Below are 16078 nucleotides of genomic sequence, written 5' to 3'. Positions count from 1 at the left end.
CAAATCTGTTATCAAACAGCCATTACTAATTCATATGTATTATATAACACATATGATTCAAAATTAAATAGTTTTTTTAGAAAATTCTTTCGACTTTTTTTGACAAAAGTAAAAAAACCTTGATATATCAAGGTTTCCCCCTAATTATATAACGATAAATTTTCGTCTTTTCCTGTTTCAATCAAGTTTTTCACTATTCTACCCAACACCTGGTTATAAACTGTACCATTATCTCCGTAACCAAAAATGAAAAAACAACGAGGATACTGTTCATACATTTTTATCATTGGTAATCCATTATGTGTGCCACCATAGAAAGCGCCGAGGTAAAACTCTGCTTGTACATCTATGTTGGGGAATAACTTCTGAAATTCGGCCAACAGTAAGTCTCGTTTATGAATTATTTTTTGATCCCGCTTTTCTGGATTGGAAGTTGTTTCATCTAAGCCACCAATTATTACACGATTGTCTGCCGTCGTCCTCAGATAAATATACGGACGAGCAGTTTCCCATATTAATGTTTGCTTGTACCAACTGGATAAATCAGTAATTGGCGTCGTCACAATGGAGTAAGAGCTTTCCAACACTGCATTTTTATCCTTTTTCATATCTAAATTTTCGTAACCACCTGCAAAAACAACGTAATTTGCTTTAATACAGTATTTTTCTTTTGTATATAAAAAGGCCATTTCCTTTTCTAATCGCTTTCCAACTATTTCGGTATGTTCATATATTTCAATACCACTTTCTTTACAAGCTTCTAGTAATCCATATACGTATTTTAACGGATTCATTTCACCATCATTATAGGAATAGATTGCTGCCTCTTTTTCAAATGGATACCTTTCACGAATTTGTGACTTTGTTAACCAATCTACTTGAAACCCGTGTTTTTTTAACATGTTATAGTCTGTTTCCAGCTCATGTAAATCCTCTTTCGTACTAGCAAAATAAAGGCTATCACGCACCTTATACTCTGGATCAATCGGTAATAGGCGGCATGTGTTTTCAATTTCTGAAATCGCTTTTTGACATAGCTGGTAATGTAGTATTGTATTTTTTTCTCCAAATGAATTAACTAACGCTGTTGTCGTCTTGTCTCCTAATATTTGAATTAGTGCCGTATTTGTTGACGTACTGCCTGCACCAACTGTTCGTTTATCAACAACTACTACTTTTGCACCACTATCTTTTAACATATATGCAAGTTGTGCACCCGAACTACCTGCACCGATAATACAAATATCACATTCAATATCTTCTGATAAACTTTTATAAATTGGTTCGTTTTCCATTGTAGTTGGCCAGTATAGCTTTCCTGTTTGTAAATTCATCTCTTCACACATGCCCCCTTATTCCCTAATAGTAATATCCAATAATTGCAGGAATCATCAATCGTATAAATTGATAAGAATATTTAAAACTAACATTATGAATTATTTAGAAGTAGGTGAAGAAAAAGTATGAACAATCTACATGAAGGAGATTCGATCTATATATTTTATCGCAATCCTCATACACAAAACGTGGCAACGATTGAAGAAGCGACTATTGTACAAGATCCTCATAGTGGAGAATTAGCACTAGCGCTTTACAATACGTTTTATCCAATTACAGAAGACTTAGCTTATTACACTTCGCTAGAAGAAGCAGAAACAGTGTACAACGATTATTTCGGTGACACTTTTTAAGGGGAGAAAATTATGAGACCATTTGTTCCTCAACTCGTTTATATGGAACCTAGAGCGTTGGAATATCCATTAGGAGTTGAATTAAAAAATAAATTCGAAGCAATGGGTTTAGAAATTAGGGAAACAACGTCCCACAATCAAATACGTGATTTACCTGGTAAGAACGATTTTCAAAAATATCGAAATGCGAAATCAACGTTAGTAGTTGGTGTTCGTAAAACGTTAAAATTCGATACTTCCAAACCTTCTGCAGAATACGCTATTCCATTGGCGACTGGCTGTATGGGACATTGTCATTACTGTTATTTACAGACTACAATGGGGAGTAAACCTTATATTCGTACATACGTAAATGTGGACGAAATTTTTGAGCAGGCCGAAAAATATATGGCCGAACGCGCACCTGAACCTACTCGTTTTGAAGCATCTTGTACGTCAGATATTGTCGGAATTGACCATTTAACACATACGTTAAAAAAGACGATTGAATTTTTCGGTAAGAAAGAAGAAGGGTTACTACGCTTCGTGACGAAGTTTCATCACGTGGACCATTTATTAGATGCGGATCATCAAGGAAAAACACGTTTTCGTTTTAGTGTTAATGCAGATTTCGTTATAAAAAACTTTGAACCTGGGACGTCTCCGCTCGATTTACGAATTGAGGCAGCGGAAAAAGTGGCAAATGCAGATTATCCACTCGGATTTATCGTTGCACCAATTTATATACATGAAGGTTGGCAAGAAGGCTATAAAAATCTGTTTCAAAAGCTTTATGAAAAATTACCGAAACACGCGACTGAAAATTTAACTTTTGAGCTCATTCAACATCGCTTTACAAAACCAGCAAAACGGGTGATCCAACAAAATTATCCGATGACTAAATTAGAATTGGATGAAGCGAAACGACAGTATAAATGGGGTAAATATGGAATCGGTAAATATATCTACCCGAAAGATGAAGCGAATGAATTAAAAGATACACTTTCGGAGTATATTCAGTCTTACTTTCCACAGGCAAAGATTGAATATTTTACTTAAATAAGTAAACGCAAGTCTGCTTTGATAACAGGCTTGCGTTTTATTTTTAAGTTGGGACATAACTATTTTTATCAAAGTAAAAACCAACAAAAAATAGGACGGGTGAATAATTACTCGCTCCGGAAAACCGCGTTAGGCCGATTTTTATCATGGTCAACTTAATTTTTGTACCATCCTCTGTTTTTAATTAATATTTTACTAACGGTGATTGTACGTATTGTAATATTAATTTTTCTGTATTGTCGATAGACGTTTCATGCGTACGTTCGAAAGCATGAGAGGATTCAATTCCAGGACCAATCAAGCCATGTACGATGTCATGTCCAGAGCGGATAGCCGCTGATGCATCCGATCCGTAATAAGGATAAATATCTACCTTGTAATCAATGTTGTTTTCTTGTGCCAATTGAACTAAGTGTTTACGTAAACCGTAATGATACGGACCACTAGCATCTTTTACACAAATAGAAACCGTATACTCATCTGAAGATTGTCCATCTCCTAACGCCCCCATATCAACAGCTAAATATTCGACCGTTTCAGGTGTAATATTAGAATTACCACCATATCCAATTTCTTCATTATTAGAAATTAAGAAATGGGTTGTATATGGTAAAGTAACTCCTTCTGTTTGGATAAATTTAATGAGACGTAAAAGAATAGCAACACTCGCTTTATCATCTAAATGACGAGATTTAATATAACCGTTTTCTGTAATTTGTACCCGTGGGTCAAAAGATACAAAATCTCCTACTTCGATACCAAGTGAACGCACTTCTTCCGCATTAGACACTTTTGCATCAATACGAACTTCGATATTCTCATCGTTTCGTGGAGCGTCGCCAGCATTTTTATATACATGGACAGACGTTTGATGCATTAAAATGGTACCTGTATACGTTTTTCCTGAGGAAGTTTCAATTTCACAATATTCCCCTTCAACAGAATTCCAACGAAAACCACCAATCATTGCAAGTTTCAAGCGACCATTTGACTTTACTTCTTTCACCATTGCACCTAACGTATCAACATGCGCTGTTAACATACGATGTTCAGCTTCGTTAACACCTGGAATTGTTACAATTAATCCACCTTTGCGGTTGCGTTTCATTTCAACGTTATATTCTTTTAAGTAATTTTCTACGAATGAAATAACTTTTTCCGTGTTTCCAGACGGACTTGGGATAGATACTAATTCTTTAATTAACTGAAAAGTTTCTTTCGGATTTGGAAAACTCATATATGTACACTCCTATTTTCAAAATGTATTACTAGTATACTATATTTTCAGAAAAACAAGAATTAATAATAGTTTGTTCCCGAACAGATAATTTCACACCAACACAGGAAAAGAGTTGACAAATAATTTCCATGTAGTATAATAAATACTTGGCTTCAGTTTTGGTATGCAAATAGCATTACTAAAAGCCGTTAGTAACTTGATCTATCATAGAAAGGAAGAACGTTATGACATCTATTTTATCTCTAAAAGATTCACAAGGATGCACTGGCGTTCCATCTAGTTTTCACAGAGCTTAATCGATCTGGCACGGTCTAGGAACCGTAAGGACGTATGAGAGGTAGGGCTTACGTTGTTTAAGTAAGAAAAACTACCATGGAATTTTACCGCGGCAATGGGAAATTTTACATTAAACATTTGATATATACTTGTGAGGAAGCAAGTTACTATGAATTAGCAACAAAGTCTATGTCGATACACTAGGCACCGTTGCATTACAAAAAAGTAAGCTACATAACAGTAGCTTACTTTTTTTACGTACTAAATCCCCCCTAACTATCTCACTCCAGTCATCTCTTTCTATCCGCACAATGAATAAAAAACCTAAAATAATATTTATCTTAAGTGAAATTTAACTTCAATTTTCAACTCACAAACTAAAAAAATTTGCATAATATCTATTTATCTAGTAAAATAGGAAACTGTTTGTATAAACTGGGATTGAGGTGGAAAATATGTCCTTCCAAAGCTTATTTTTAGCAGAAGAGGATACGAGAAATAAAGAAGAATTAAAGCGCGACTTAGAAGAACTCGAATTTCAATTGTATCGTATGCAGGACAATATGAAAGAAATCGCAAGAAAATGGCAAGTAATTGGCATTGATCAAACGAAAGAAGATTCTTGGGTAATTGTCTATAAAGAAAAAGATGAAGATTCTTGTAAAATCATGTTATATGAATGTGACACTGCTTTTAGAGGAGAATGGGACTTCTCGATTCATGCAAAATATGAAGACAACGACACCATCTTTATCGGGGATATAAAAGGTCCAACAAATAAAGGATACGGCTCCATTTGTATGAAGCACCTGAAAGAAGTTGCGAAAGAGCAAAACATCCAATACATTACAGGGGATATCGCCGAAAGAGATTGGGACCACGTTGATCGATTAGTTCATTTTTATGAAAAACATAACTTTGAAGTTGATATAGATCAACATAACAAGTGTGGCGAAATTATTTGCCGACCCTTTACAGAAGAGTCTTGATGTAAGACTCTTTTTCTTCTACACTTAAGGTATTCGTAACAATTGTTGGCCTAAAGACGAAAGGAGCTGCACTTCATGCCAAACATACATGGAAGCTTAGTTGATAATAAAACAAGGTGTATACATTGGCACTCGAAAAAAGATATTATCGCCATTAAGTTTTACTGTTGTGGTAAATACTATCCGTGTTACAGTTGCCACGAAGAGCATGAAGATCACCCTATCACTGTTTGGCCACGAGATAAATTTAATGAACTCGCTATTCTATGCGGAGAATGCAAGCAACAATTAACGATTAATCAATATTTGTCATCAGGTTCTGTTTGTCCTTTTTGTAATGCAAACTTTAATCCTGGCTGTAGCTTTCACTACCATTTATACTTTGAAAAATAAACAACATAAAAAGAGCTTAAGGGAACTTAAGCTCTTTTTCGTGTTTACCTATATTTTTCAATTGCGGATTGCAGTTTTAGTGCTAGTGTAATATCCCCTTTTACTTTAAGCTTTCCAGTCATGAAAGCCATTGTAGTGTTCAATTTACCATCGATAAATTTAAGAACATCCCCAGAAGAAAGTTGTAGCGTACAATCTGCTTCTCTTTCTACATCTTCTAATATAAAGACTTGTCCTTCTTTGAAGACGATTTGATACGTTACATCGTCAGTTAGATCAAATTGATATACAGATGACAACCGTTGGATTCCTTCTGGATTTTCATTCATTTTTTTCTGCAAGTCTTCAAAGGCTTGTTTTACCGACATTTCTCTTCTCCCCTTTGTCTAACCTTAGTTATTTTCTTCTTTTTTTAATGCCTCTTGATAGTTACGATAGTTTTTTCTTAATAGAAATGCAGCATAGCCCATAATAACTAACGTTAACCAAAACCTAAAGTCGATTGCATCAGCTGTTCCATAATAAAAGGCAACAATTGCCAAAAAGATGACAAAAACTGTATCGACAATTACTAACACTTTATATCTTTTCGCCATGTATTATTACACTCCCTTCTTCAAATCTAAATTTCCAAGCTCATAGATAGCACGTGCATAAATGGCAGTTGCTTTTAGCAAATCTTCTATTTCGATATATTCATCTGCTTGATGGGCTGTCATTTCTTTTCCAGGAAAGCACATACCAAACGCTACCCCTTTTTCCATAAATCGCGCGTATGTTGCCCCCCCAGTAGAAAGCAATGTTGCCTTTTCGTTCATTTCTTCCTCATACACAGTTTGAAGCGTTTGTATCATCGGATGATCAGCACTAACATGATGTGGTAGTGATTCACGCAATTCCTCAATCATGAACCCTTTTGTATTCACTGCTTCTCGTAATCTGTTTTTCGTTACTTCAAAATCTAGAGATACTGGACAGCGTATATTGAGGCGAACAGCCTTTTCTCCTGACTTTTCATAAGAAATAACACCTGGGTTAACGGTTAATGGTCCTGTTATCTCGTCATGATACGAAATGGCTAAGCTTTTCCCATCATACCCCTCATGCAAACAGGATAAGAAAGATAAAAATGTGGAAGCTTGCTCGTCAAATGGAAGCGTTTCTAAAAAGCTAGCTAACAAAGTCGCGGCATTTTTCCCTTTATGTGGCTCCATACCGTGTGCTGACTTCCCTATGAGCGTAATATGTATTTGTTCCCCATCCTTCTCTATTGTACCTTCTACACCGTTCGTTGTACAAAACTTTTCATAATGAAGCTGGATGTTGTTCGCTACACCTTCTACAATGGCTATAGCTCGTTCAGGTACCATATTCGGTCTACTTCCAGATTGAAACGAAAGAAGTACTACTGTAGATGGATTTACTTCTTTTTCCTTTAGTACGACTTTTACATTTAACTGACCTTTTTCCGCATGAATGATAGGAAAATCCGCATCTGGAGCAAATCCGATCGTAGGCATCGCTTCTACTTCACGATAATGCTTCATACAGCTCATACCACTTTCTTCATCTGTCCCAAATATAATTCGTACGTTATTCTTCAGCGGTAAATTTAGTTCTTTCACTATTTTCAAACCGTAAAAGGCCGCTAGTGTTGGACCTTTATCATCAATAGCACCACGTGCAAATAGTTTTCCATCCCGTACGGTCGGCTCGAATGGTGGAGTAGTCCACTTCCCGGTTGCAGGAACAACATCTACATGACACAATAAGCCAATATGTTGCTCTTCTTCATTATTGCCGTACTGCGCATAGCCAGCGTACCCATCTACATTTTTCGTGTGAAAACCTGCGTTTTCTGATAGATTTAAGACGTACTCAAGTGCTTTTCCTACTTTTATCCCCATCGGATTGTTTATCGATTTTGTTGTCTCATCTTTAACACTATCAATTTTTAATAAGCCTATTAAATCTTGCATTAGCATATCTTCTCTTCTTAATACTTCGCCATACCAATTTATCATAACATCCCCTCCTACTATTAAATTACACGTCGTAGTAGAAGATTACAAACATTCTTTGAATGTAGAATATAATATTTTTAGTTAATAATTTTCATCATTACAAAAACGCGTACCCCTATTGTGTTTTGGATACGCGGTAACACTAATTATTCTTCTCAACGAAATATTCGATTACTTCTTCTAATGTTAGCCTTTGAATATGTGATATCGTAACATTATGACTTTCTAACTCCTGTTGAACTTGTTGAAAATCGTTCGTAGTAATTTGTAATGGTGCATGAGCTACATGTACGATATTAGGATGAGCTTTTAAATTTTCTGGGATTTCCGTTATCCATATCCTTGCCCAACTATCGTATATATCATCCTTTTCAAATGAATAAACGATTTTCCCCTCATCTAACAAATAAATGTAATCACATAGCTGTTTTACTTCCTCCATAATATGTGTTGATAAAAGTATACTTTTTTCGCCGTTTTCCATAAAAAGTGTGAGGTCTTCTTTCATTTTTCGTTGCGACACAACATCTACACCAGAGGTCGGTTCGTCTAACAATAAAATTTCGGGGTGATGGGAAATAGAAAAAATAAATTCTGCTTTCTTTTTCGTACCTTTTGAACATTTTCCATATTTTTCATTTCCGTCCATTTTATATCGGCTTAATAAATATTGAAAGTAGTCGGCGTCCCAAGTTGGATACCAATAGGAAATGTGATTTGCTAACTCCTTTATCGTTAAATGGCCGAACGGCTCTAACAAATCACCAACAAAACCAACTTTCTGTTTTGATTCCACTTCATTTTCTTTCATATTTTTACCTAGCAATGAAATGGATCCTTTATCCTTTTGAAGAATATTCATTACGATACGAAACAAAGTACTTTTCCCAGATCCATTTCCTCCTAACAAAGCTACGACTGTTCCTTTTTCAACTTGAAGATCAAGCGGACCTAAACTAAATTTTTTATAATGTTTTTCTAACCCTTTTATTTCTAGAGCTGAGGTAGTCATCTTGTACCTCCATTAATTTTTATTAAAATGATTTTTCATTACTTCTTCAAAAATAGTCATTATTTCATCTTTCGTACAACCAACCTGTATTCCATGCTCAATAGCTTTTTGAAGAGCATCATATAACACCTTATTCTTTGCTTCTTCTTTTAGAATTGTATCTATTTCTCGCACGAACGTTCCCTTTCCTTGTACAGTTTTAATGAATCCACTGTTTTCTAAATTATGATAAGCTCTCCTTGTCGTTATGACACTACATGATAAATGACTCGCCAATACTCGAATAGAAGGAAGTGGGGTTCCAGGTTGTAACTGACCACCAACAATTAATGCTTGTATTTGTGTTTCAATTTGATGATAAATTGGTTCTCTACTTTCTTCGGATACTTTTATCGGTAGCACCATGCACCCTCCTCCCTTCCACTACAAGTAATCCCTAGTATGCAATCGAGCAGTAAGCATTCTATACCACAAATAACATCCTAAAACTCCAATGAAAAAGGATAGTATTACAATCGGCCAACCTATATTCATTGCTAAATGAAGCGTCCACTCTACTATTCCTATTTGAAAAAAATAGTAAAAAACAAAAGCGACTACAATAAAAATCCCAATAAGGATATAAGGTAAAACATGTAACATCTTACCGTTCGTTCCATATTCAATAAACGTATTAACCCCGCCTATCGCTAACGAATAGCCGAACCAAATAAGAAACAATACGATAAATTCGCTCTTATGAACGAATTGGAATATATCGGCGCGCAATAAAACAAATATTGTACAAAAGTAAGTAGTACCCATAATTAACACAGTAACTAACATAATAAACGTCCTACTTAAAGAAATTACTTTAACAGGTATTGGTAGCGCCCGATAAAATGCCATGATTTTACTAAAGGGATCTTCTTTTATCGTCCTAAAGCTTAAATAAGGTCTAGACATAAAGATTGCAGCGAGTGATGGGGTTAGTATAAAAAACATAAAATCGATTACAACAAAGCTATAATATTCATCTCCTGAATCAAACATATATCTAATTGATTGGTCTAGTATTAAACTTGCAAATCCCGCAAAAACAATGGTTGCTATTATAGTAAAGATAATTGGAAAAATACTTTGTTTTAAATCTTGTCTAGCTAACCACCATGCTTGCTTATACATTTACAATCCCTCCGTGTTAATCATTGGATATCATATCATTAAAAAATCCTCTATCTCCATACCCTAAGAAATCAATGCCAAAATAAGTTAGTACTCCAAACACAAGTCCCCACACTATAATACTTGCCATCATCCAAACTGAAGTACTCTTTTTTGTTCCCCCAAAACTAATACTCATGAATGCAGTTAAATGACTTCCAACTAGTAAAGGTCCTATAAACGCTAATCCTGGTAAACCGTACTTTTTCCATAAACTTTGTGCACGTCTAGCTCGTTTACTAGGTTCCTTATCTACCTCATCACCTTTACGTTTCTTTCTCCATTCTTTTATTTTGTTAACAAAAAGAATTAATAATAAAACGGTTAAGATGTTACCAATCAACGCGATTAGAACTACCGGTATTGCTGGAAGTCCAGCAAAAATAGCTAGCGCAATAACTCCATACGCTTCAAAAAACGGAACTGCCGCAAATACAAAAACTAAAATATATGCCCATAATAAATCTAAAAAACCCATTAGTCTTCCCCCTAAAAGTGTTATAGTGTATATATCAATATACACACTATAACACTTGTGAGTGAGAAATAAAAGATTAAATTTAGTAAAAATAAAAAAACATCTTTCCTATTGGGAAAGATGTTAAGACGTCCTTAAAATAAAAAGGACTCTCATTAAAATGAGAGTCCTTTTTCATTATTATGCTTTAACTACGTTAGTAGCTTGAAGTCCACGTTGACCTTGCTCTGTGTCAAAAGTAACTTTTTGGCCTTCTTCTAAAGATTTAAAGCCTTCGCCTTGGATAGCTGAGAAATGTACGAATACGTCTTCTCCACCTTCAACTTCGATGAATCCGAAACCTTTTTCTGCGTTAAACCATTTTACTGTACCTTGTTGCATGTGTATTTCCTCCTGTGTGGCTTTTTGCCACTGTTTATTACTATTATTGCTCACAATTAGATATCAAAGGCGAAAAGTTTAAATACTTTATTTCCTTTCTAACGTACCGAACAAAAATAATTCTTCTTTATCATAACAGATTGGTCAGTTAATAGCAAACTTCTTTTAAAAAAAATTACGAAAAACTTTTTTTCGGCTATTTTAATAAGATACAACCAAACCTAAAATAGGTCTGGCTGTATTTTTAATATAATTACGCTTCTTTTTCTTTCATCATTTGTTTTTTCTCTTTACGACTTTCCATTAGACTGTAGATTACTGGAATTACAACAAGTGTTAATAAGGTTGAAGTAAACAGTCCACCAATTACCGCAATCGCCATCGGTGCTTGCATTTCAGTCCCTTCTCCAACTCCAATTGCTAATGGTAATAACCCTAGCATCGTTGTTAAAGCTGTCATAATGATCGGACGTAATCTTGCTTTTCCTGCTTCCACTAACGCTTCATGTACAGTTAAGCCTTTCGCACGTTGTTGGTTTGTATAGTCGATAAATACAATCGCATTGTTTACGACGATACCTACAAGGATGATAATGCCAATGAATGCTGTAATACCGAAAGCATATCCTGTTAACAGTAATCCTAATATTACCCCCGTGATTGCTAATGGTAAAGTAAACATAATAATAAACGGCTGTCTTAATGACTCGAACTGACTAGCCATTACCATGTATACAAAGATAATTGCTAAAATAAGCGCTATACCAAGTTGAGCAAATGACTCATCCATCATCTCCGCTCCACCAGCCATCTTAATGGTAAATCTTTCCGTATCAATATTTAAATCGTCTATCATTTCATTGATAGCAGTTTGTGCGTTAACCATAACAGATCCCATGTCTGCACCATCAAAGCTTCCTGATACGATAATAGTATCTTGTTGATTTTCGCGAACAACAGTTACCGGTCCTTCTCCACGTACTACTTCACCAATATCTTTTAATTCTACTTGTTGACCTGTTGGTGTTGAAATGATTAATTCTTCAATTGCTTCTTTTGAATTGGAAATATCGTTCACAGAAACGCGAACTTGCGTATCAAATATGGTTGCTGCAATTTGCCCTTGTAATGACTGATTAATGAAGGACGCAACTTGATAGGAAGTTAATCCATATTTAAATGCCTCATCTTTATCAACGATGTATTGGAACTCAGGTTTACCATCCTCGACTGAATCCGTCACAGTTTTAAACTGTTCATACTCGGATAGGCGGCTTGCTAATTCACTAGAGTACTCTTCTAATTGCTCTTTAGAATCACCTAGAAGAACAATTTCAATCATATTTGGTGCCCCAGCCATCGCCTCCATTGAATTCGACACACTTACAGAAATTTCTGCGTCCTCATTCCAATCTGCAATAACTTCTTCTAAATCATTTACTACTTCAAATGTAGATCGATTTCTTTCGTCACCAGATACTAACGTTACTGTTAAAGAACCTTCATTTTCTCCACTGCCTAAAACTGCCGCCATCATCGGATCAGAATTACCGATGGATGCCGTAACTAAATCCGTATCACTATCTTCTAAAATAACTGTTTCTAGTCTTTCGATTACTTCCATCGTTCTTTCAAATGTTGCCCCCATCGGAAGCTCTACATCAACTCGATATATTCCTTCATCTTGGGAAGGCATAAATTCTGTTCCGATTTTTGGAGTTAGTGCTAAAGACCCTATTAAAATAACCCCTGCAACCAATAATGTAATTAGTCGGTGACTCAACACCCATTTAATAATGGTTTGATACCATTTATACTCTCGCGGTTTTTTCACTTTTTCTTTTTTCAGTAATAATCCAGCTAACGTTGGAACGACCGTTAATGCTACTATTAGAGAGGAAATTAATGAGAAAGCTACTGTTAAGGAAAGCTCTTTAAATAAATCTCCAACCATTCCTCCTACGAAAACAATTGGTAAAAACACCGCTAACGTTGTTAAAGTAGAAGCCGTAATGGCACCGCCTACCTCACTCGCTCCGTTAATTGCCGCTTCTTTTCTCGAAGAACCGTTCGCTAAGTGACGATAAATATTTTCAATTACAACAATTGCGTTATCTACTAACATCCCAACCCCTAACGCTAATCCTCCAAGCGACATAATATTTAAAGACATACCGGAGAAATACATTAAAACGAACGTTGCAATTACTGAAAACGGAATCGCAATCCCAACAATAATGGTTGAGCGAATGGAACGTAAAAATAGAAGAATAACTGCTACTGCAAAAATACCTCCAAAAATTAGCGCAAGAGATACGTTGGAAACAGATTGGTTAATAATATCTCCCTGATCCATTGCAACTGAAATATTTATTTCAGAATGGTTTTCTTGTAAACTTTCAATTCTATCTTGAACACGATTTGAAACTTGAACTGTGTTTGCTGTACCTTCCTTCTGAACACTAATTAGTAAACTTTCCGCACCATTTAATCTTGCAACTGATGAAGAATCGACTGGTGCAAGCTCAACTACTGCTACATCTTCCAACCGAACAACTTCTAGTTCCGTTTCACTCGGCTGAATGCTTACAGGTAAATCTTTAAGCATATCGATTGATTCCACTTTTGCTAACACACGTAAGCTTAACTTTTCGCCATTTTCTTCAATCATTCCACCAGGAAACGTTAAATTATTAGCTTGAATGAGCTGTACTATTTGTTCTTGTGATAACCCATTTTCTATAAGCTTTTCTTCATCTAAACGAACACTTATTTCCTCTTCAAATCCACCAACAACACTTACACTTGCAACACCGTCAATATTCTGTAATTGCGGAACGACCACTTCATCGACTAGTTCTTGTAGTTTAGTTAAGTCTTCTCCACTAGTAATTGCAAATTGCATGATCGGCATCATCGTTGGGTCGAACTTTACAAGCATCGGACGTTCTACACCGTCAGGAAGTTGCACGAGACCAATCGTTGTACTTAAATCCTCTCGAACTTCCGATATATCTGCACCCCATTCGTATTGGGCGATAATTAAAGACGAATTCGAACTACTTCTAGACTGCAACATACTTAATCCAGAACTAGTCCCAATGACTTCCTCCAACGGTTTCGTAACCATTTCGGCTACTTCTTCTGGACCTGCACCTGGATATGTAGTCATAACCGCTACGACAGGTGGGTTTATATTTGGCATTAAATCTAGTTTCAATCCTGTTAATGATGTGAAACCTAATAAAAGCACTAGTAACATCATCATGATAGTTGTTACTGGTCTTTTGACGGCAAACTTTGGTATTTTCACTATATTTTCTCTCCCTTAATACTTAAGATGTTTTGATTACGTTCAATTGGTCAATTGACTACCTAGTCATCACAAGATATAATATAACTGACCACCTAGTCATAAGTCAACCAATATAGTATGTATCAGGAGATGTATTACTGTTGAAAGATAAAAAAGAATTAATTATAAAAGCTGGAATAAAATTATTCGCTCAAAAAGGGGTTTCTGCCACTTCTATTCAAGAAATCGCAACCGAAAGTGGAATTTCTAAAGGTGCGTTTTATTTACACTTCAAATCGAAGGACGAGCTATTACTTTCCATTTTTAAATATTACTACGAGGATATTAAACACAATTTTGCTAAAATCGATGAAATGAACTTACCACCGCGTGAGAAATTTCAGCTAGTGTTAACCGAACTTATTAAGTCCTTTCTCTCACATCGTGAATTCATTATTATGCAAACGAGGGAACAGGCATTACCTAAAACAGAAGAAGTGAAAGAATTCCTTTACCAAATGGTCATGGAAAATCATCTATTTATTTATACGAACTTGCAAGCAATCTATGGGGAAAAAGTTCACGATTACCTTTGGGACTTAACGATTAGTTTTGACGGGTTGTTCCAAGCATACTTAAAAATCATTTTTTTCGAAGAGTCGTCTATTAATGTGGAAAAACTAGTATCCTCTCTTCTACAACGAACAGATTATATTGTCGAAGGATTTTTACGGGATACTCCCGCCCCATTAATAGAAGAAGAAAAAATAAACTTAGCCATGTCAAAGTTTAAAACGAATTTTTTCCAAACAAAAGATGAAAGTATAGAGGATCTTTTAAAAGCGATGAGAAAAGAAATAGATAATTATGAAGATAATGAAAGCTTTCTCATTAGCCTTGAAGTCATTGAAGAAGAATTTAAACGGGAACATCCTCGAAAACCGGTTATCTCTGGAATACTTTCAAATTTTCAAGAATATCCTTCATTCGAAAAATATATAAATAAAATAAATAACTTAATAAAGAAATAGCAAACTTATCTCTACCGTATAGAGGTAGGTTTGCTATTTTTTTGCAGAACTTTCTCTCATTCCATGTTATGTTGTTAAGGGGGGTTTTATATGATAAAAGAAAGATATTTATGGCTGTTCATTATACTTATATTCATTAGTGCCGTCGGGAACTATTTATTTTTCCAATCAAAACAAATAAATGAACCAGTTTTCATGAAACATTATTATGTAAAAGAATATATGGAAGAAGATCCAGAAGTAAGGTTTTCGTTATATTACTTAGTTAATAAACATAATCCAGTTACCATTACAAGTGTAACGGTTGACGATTCATTTCATGCTTACACTGCAAATGAAAATTTCGGTTATTGGCATCATTCTAATCAAATTTCTTATGAACAACAATTTACTCACCATTATTTAATGACATCTACTCTTACTGTTAGGTTGAATTCGGAGATTGTAACGAATAATCCTAGTTTTTCTTTTCAGGAAGTAACCGTACACCTATCAGATGGAACGACTCAAACAGTTAATATCGGGGAAATAAAGATACACCCTATAAAGGAAAGAAACTACACAAATATTGTTGATCAGCGTTTGAGTGCAGGTAGTAGTGATCATAAACAAGAAAACTATTTTATCGCTTTGGAAACATTACGAATTGATAATGTGGTGAGTCCTTTCGACGAATTACTTGGAAACAAAATTAATATGAAAATCGATACCGATCACGAGAGAGTATTAGAAGCATATCGAAAATGGAACTCTCACCACTTTAGCGATTTAGCTGACCAAACATGGAATCAACTACCAGGGGTTCCATTAACGGAATCCAATATGCCCATATCGATAGACGAAGGTTACTGGGCTAATATTACGACAATAACTAATCAAGATTTTCCAAGTTACTTAGAATTCTCCATCGAAGTGGTGGGAGAAACTGAGTCTGGTAACAGTTTTAACTTCCCTATTTATATATACGACCGACCGTACTGGGATCAAGAACAAATTAATGAGTTAATTAAAAAAGATAAGTAGG

General features: G+C 35.2%; 17 protein-coding genes. 6 read left to right on the top strand and 11 right to left on the bottom strand.

Annotated elements, in window-relative coordinates:
* Positions 1-140: 140 nt before the first annotated feature.
* Complete coding sequence (locus O1A01_RS11545) at positions 141-1334, bottom strand: NAD(P)/FAD-dependent oxidoreductase (RefSeq protein ID WP_270066308.1); 1194 nt, start codon at positions 1332-1334, stop codon at positions 141-143.
* A gap of 129 nt (positions 1335-1463) precedes the next feature.
* Between O1A01_RS11545 and O1A01_RS11540 the strand changes: the two genes are divergently transcribed.
* Both O1A01_RS11540 and splB read left to right on the top strand, forming a co-directional pair.
* A complete protein-coding gene (locus O1A01_RS11540; RefSeq protein WP_270066307.1) occupies positions 1464-1691 on the top strand; it encodes a transcriptional regulator SplA domain-containing protein in 228 nt (75 codons plus the stop codon).
* Positions 1692-1700: 9 nt separating this feature from the next.
* Positions 1701-2729, top strand: a complete 1029-nt coding sequence (gene splB / locus O1A01_RS11535) for a spore photoproduct lyase (protein ID WP_066420156.1) — start codon at positions 1701-1703, stop codon at positions 2727-2729.
* A gap of 187 nt (positions 2730-2916) precedes the next feature.
* Here splB and O1A01_RS11530 read toward each other — a convergent pair whose 3' ends face one another.
* Positions 2917-3969 carry a M42 family metallopeptidase gene (locus tag O1A01_RS11530; RefSeq protein ID WP_066420154.1) on the bottom strand — a complete coding sequence of 351 codons (1053 nt, stop codon included), beginning with the start codon at positions 3967-3969 and terminating at the stop codon, positions 2917-2919.
* 734 nt (positions 3970-4703) lie between these two features.
* Between O1A01_RS11530 and O1A01_RS11525 the strand changes: the two genes are divergently transcribed.
* Positions 4704-5237, top strand: a complete 534-nt coding sequence (locus O1A01_RS11525; RefSeq protein WP_066420153.1) for a GNAT family protein — start codon at positions 4704-4706, stop codon at positions 5235-5237.
* A 75-nt stretch (positions 5238-5312) separates the two neighbouring features.
* The gene (locus tag O1A01_RS11520) at positions 5313-5630 is read left to right on the top strand and encodes a CHY zinc finger protein (protein ID WP_084380669.1); all 318 of its coding nucleotides are present in this window, start codon (positions 5313-5315) and stop codon (positions 5628-5630) included.
* A gap of 44 nt (positions 5631-5674) precedes the next feature.
* Here the strand turns inward: O1A01_RS11520 and O1A01_RS11515 are convergent, their stop codons facing one another.
* The 9 genes from O1A01_RS11515 to O1A01_RS11475 form a co-directional block, all read right to left on the bottom strand.
* Positions 5675-5998, bottom strand: a complete 324-nt coding sequence (locus tag O1A01_RS11515; protein WP_066420150.1) for an SCP2 sterol-binding domain-containing protein — start codon at positions 5996-5998, stop codon at positions 5675-5677.
* Between the two features lie 24 nt (positions 5999-6022).
* Positions 6023-6226 carry a hypothetical protein gene (locus tag O1A01_RS11510; protein WP_066420147.1) on the bottom strand — a complete coding sequence of 68 codons (204 nt, stop codon included), beginning with the start codon at positions 6224-6226 and terminating at the stop codon, positions 6023-6025.
* Positions 6227-6232: 6 nt separating this feature from the next.
* The gene (gene pepV / locus O1A01_RS11505) at positions 6233-7654 is read right to left on the bottom strand and encodes a dipeptidase PepV (RefSeq protein WP_066420146.1); all 1422 of its coding nucleotides are present in this window, start codon (positions 7652-7654) and stop codon (positions 6233-6235) included.
* 142 nt (positions 7655-7796) lie between these two features.
* On the bottom strand, positions 7797-8666 hold the full coding sequence (locus O1A01_RS11500; protein ID WP_066420144.1) for an ABC transporter ATP-binding protein: 870 nt from the start codon (positions 8664-8666) through the stop codon (positions 7797-7799).
* 12 nt (positions 8667-8678) lie between these two features.
* Positions 8679-9071: a GntR family transcriptional regulator gene (locus O1A01_RS11495; RefSeq protein WP_066420143.1), complete on the bottom strand. Its 393-nt coding sequence runs from the start codon at positions 9069-9071 to the stop codon at positions 8679-8681.
* 18 nt (positions 9072-9089) lie between these two features.
* Complete coding sequence (locus tag O1A01_RS11490; protein WP_270066306.1) at positions 9090-9830, bottom strand: hypothetical protein; 741 nt, start codon at positions 9828-9830, stop codon at positions 9090-9092.
* A 16-nt stretch (positions 9831-9846) separates the two neighbouring features.
* The gene (locus O1A01_RS11485) at positions 9847-10347 is read right to left on the bottom strand and encodes a small multi-drug export protein (RefSeq protein ID WP_066420141.1); all 501 of its coding nucleotides are present in this window, start codon (positions 10345-10347) and stop codon (positions 9847-9849) included.
* A 180-nt stretch (positions 10348-10527) separates the two neighbouring features.
* Positions 10528-10728 (bottom strand): cold-shock protein, encoded by a 201-nt coding sequence (locus tag O1A01_RS11480; RefSeq protein WP_066411691.1) that lies wholly within the window; start codon positions 10726-10728, stop codon positions 10528-10530.
* A gap of 253 nt (positions 10729-10981) precedes the next feature.
* Entirely contained in the window at positions 10982-14041 is a 3060-nt protein-coding gene (locus O1A01_RS11475; RefSeq protein WP_066411692.1) for an efflux RND transporter permease subunit, read from the bottom strand.
* Positions 14042-14184: 143 nt separating this feature from the next.
* Here O1A01_RS11475 and O1A01_RS11470 point away from each other — a divergent pair, with 143 nt between their 5' ends.
* Both O1A01_RS11470 and O1A01_RS11465 read left to right on the top strand, forming a co-directional pair.
* Positions 14185-15054 carry a TetR/AcrR family transcriptional regulator gene (locus O1A01_RS11470; RefSeq protein ID WP_270066305.1) on the top strand — a complete coding sequence of 290 codons (870 nt, stop codon included), beginning with the start codon at positions 14185-14187 and terminating at the stop codon, positions 15052-15054.
* Positions 15055-15144: 90 nt separating this feature from the next.
* A complete protein-coding gene (locus O1A01_RS11465) occupies positions 15145-16077 on the top strand; it encodes a hypothetical protein (RefSeq protein ID WP_270066304.1) in 933 nt (310 codons plus the stop codon).
* Position 16078: the final 1 nt, after the last annotated feature.

Source organism: Sutcliffiella sp. NC1 (assembly GCF_027594365.1).
Lineage (GTDB): Bacteria > Bacillota > Bacilli > Bacillales > Bacillaceae_I > Sutcliffiella > Sutcliffiella cohnii.
The sequence above is the reverse complement of the archived record's forward strand: the minus strand, read 5'-3'. Positions and strand labels throughout refer to the sequence as shown.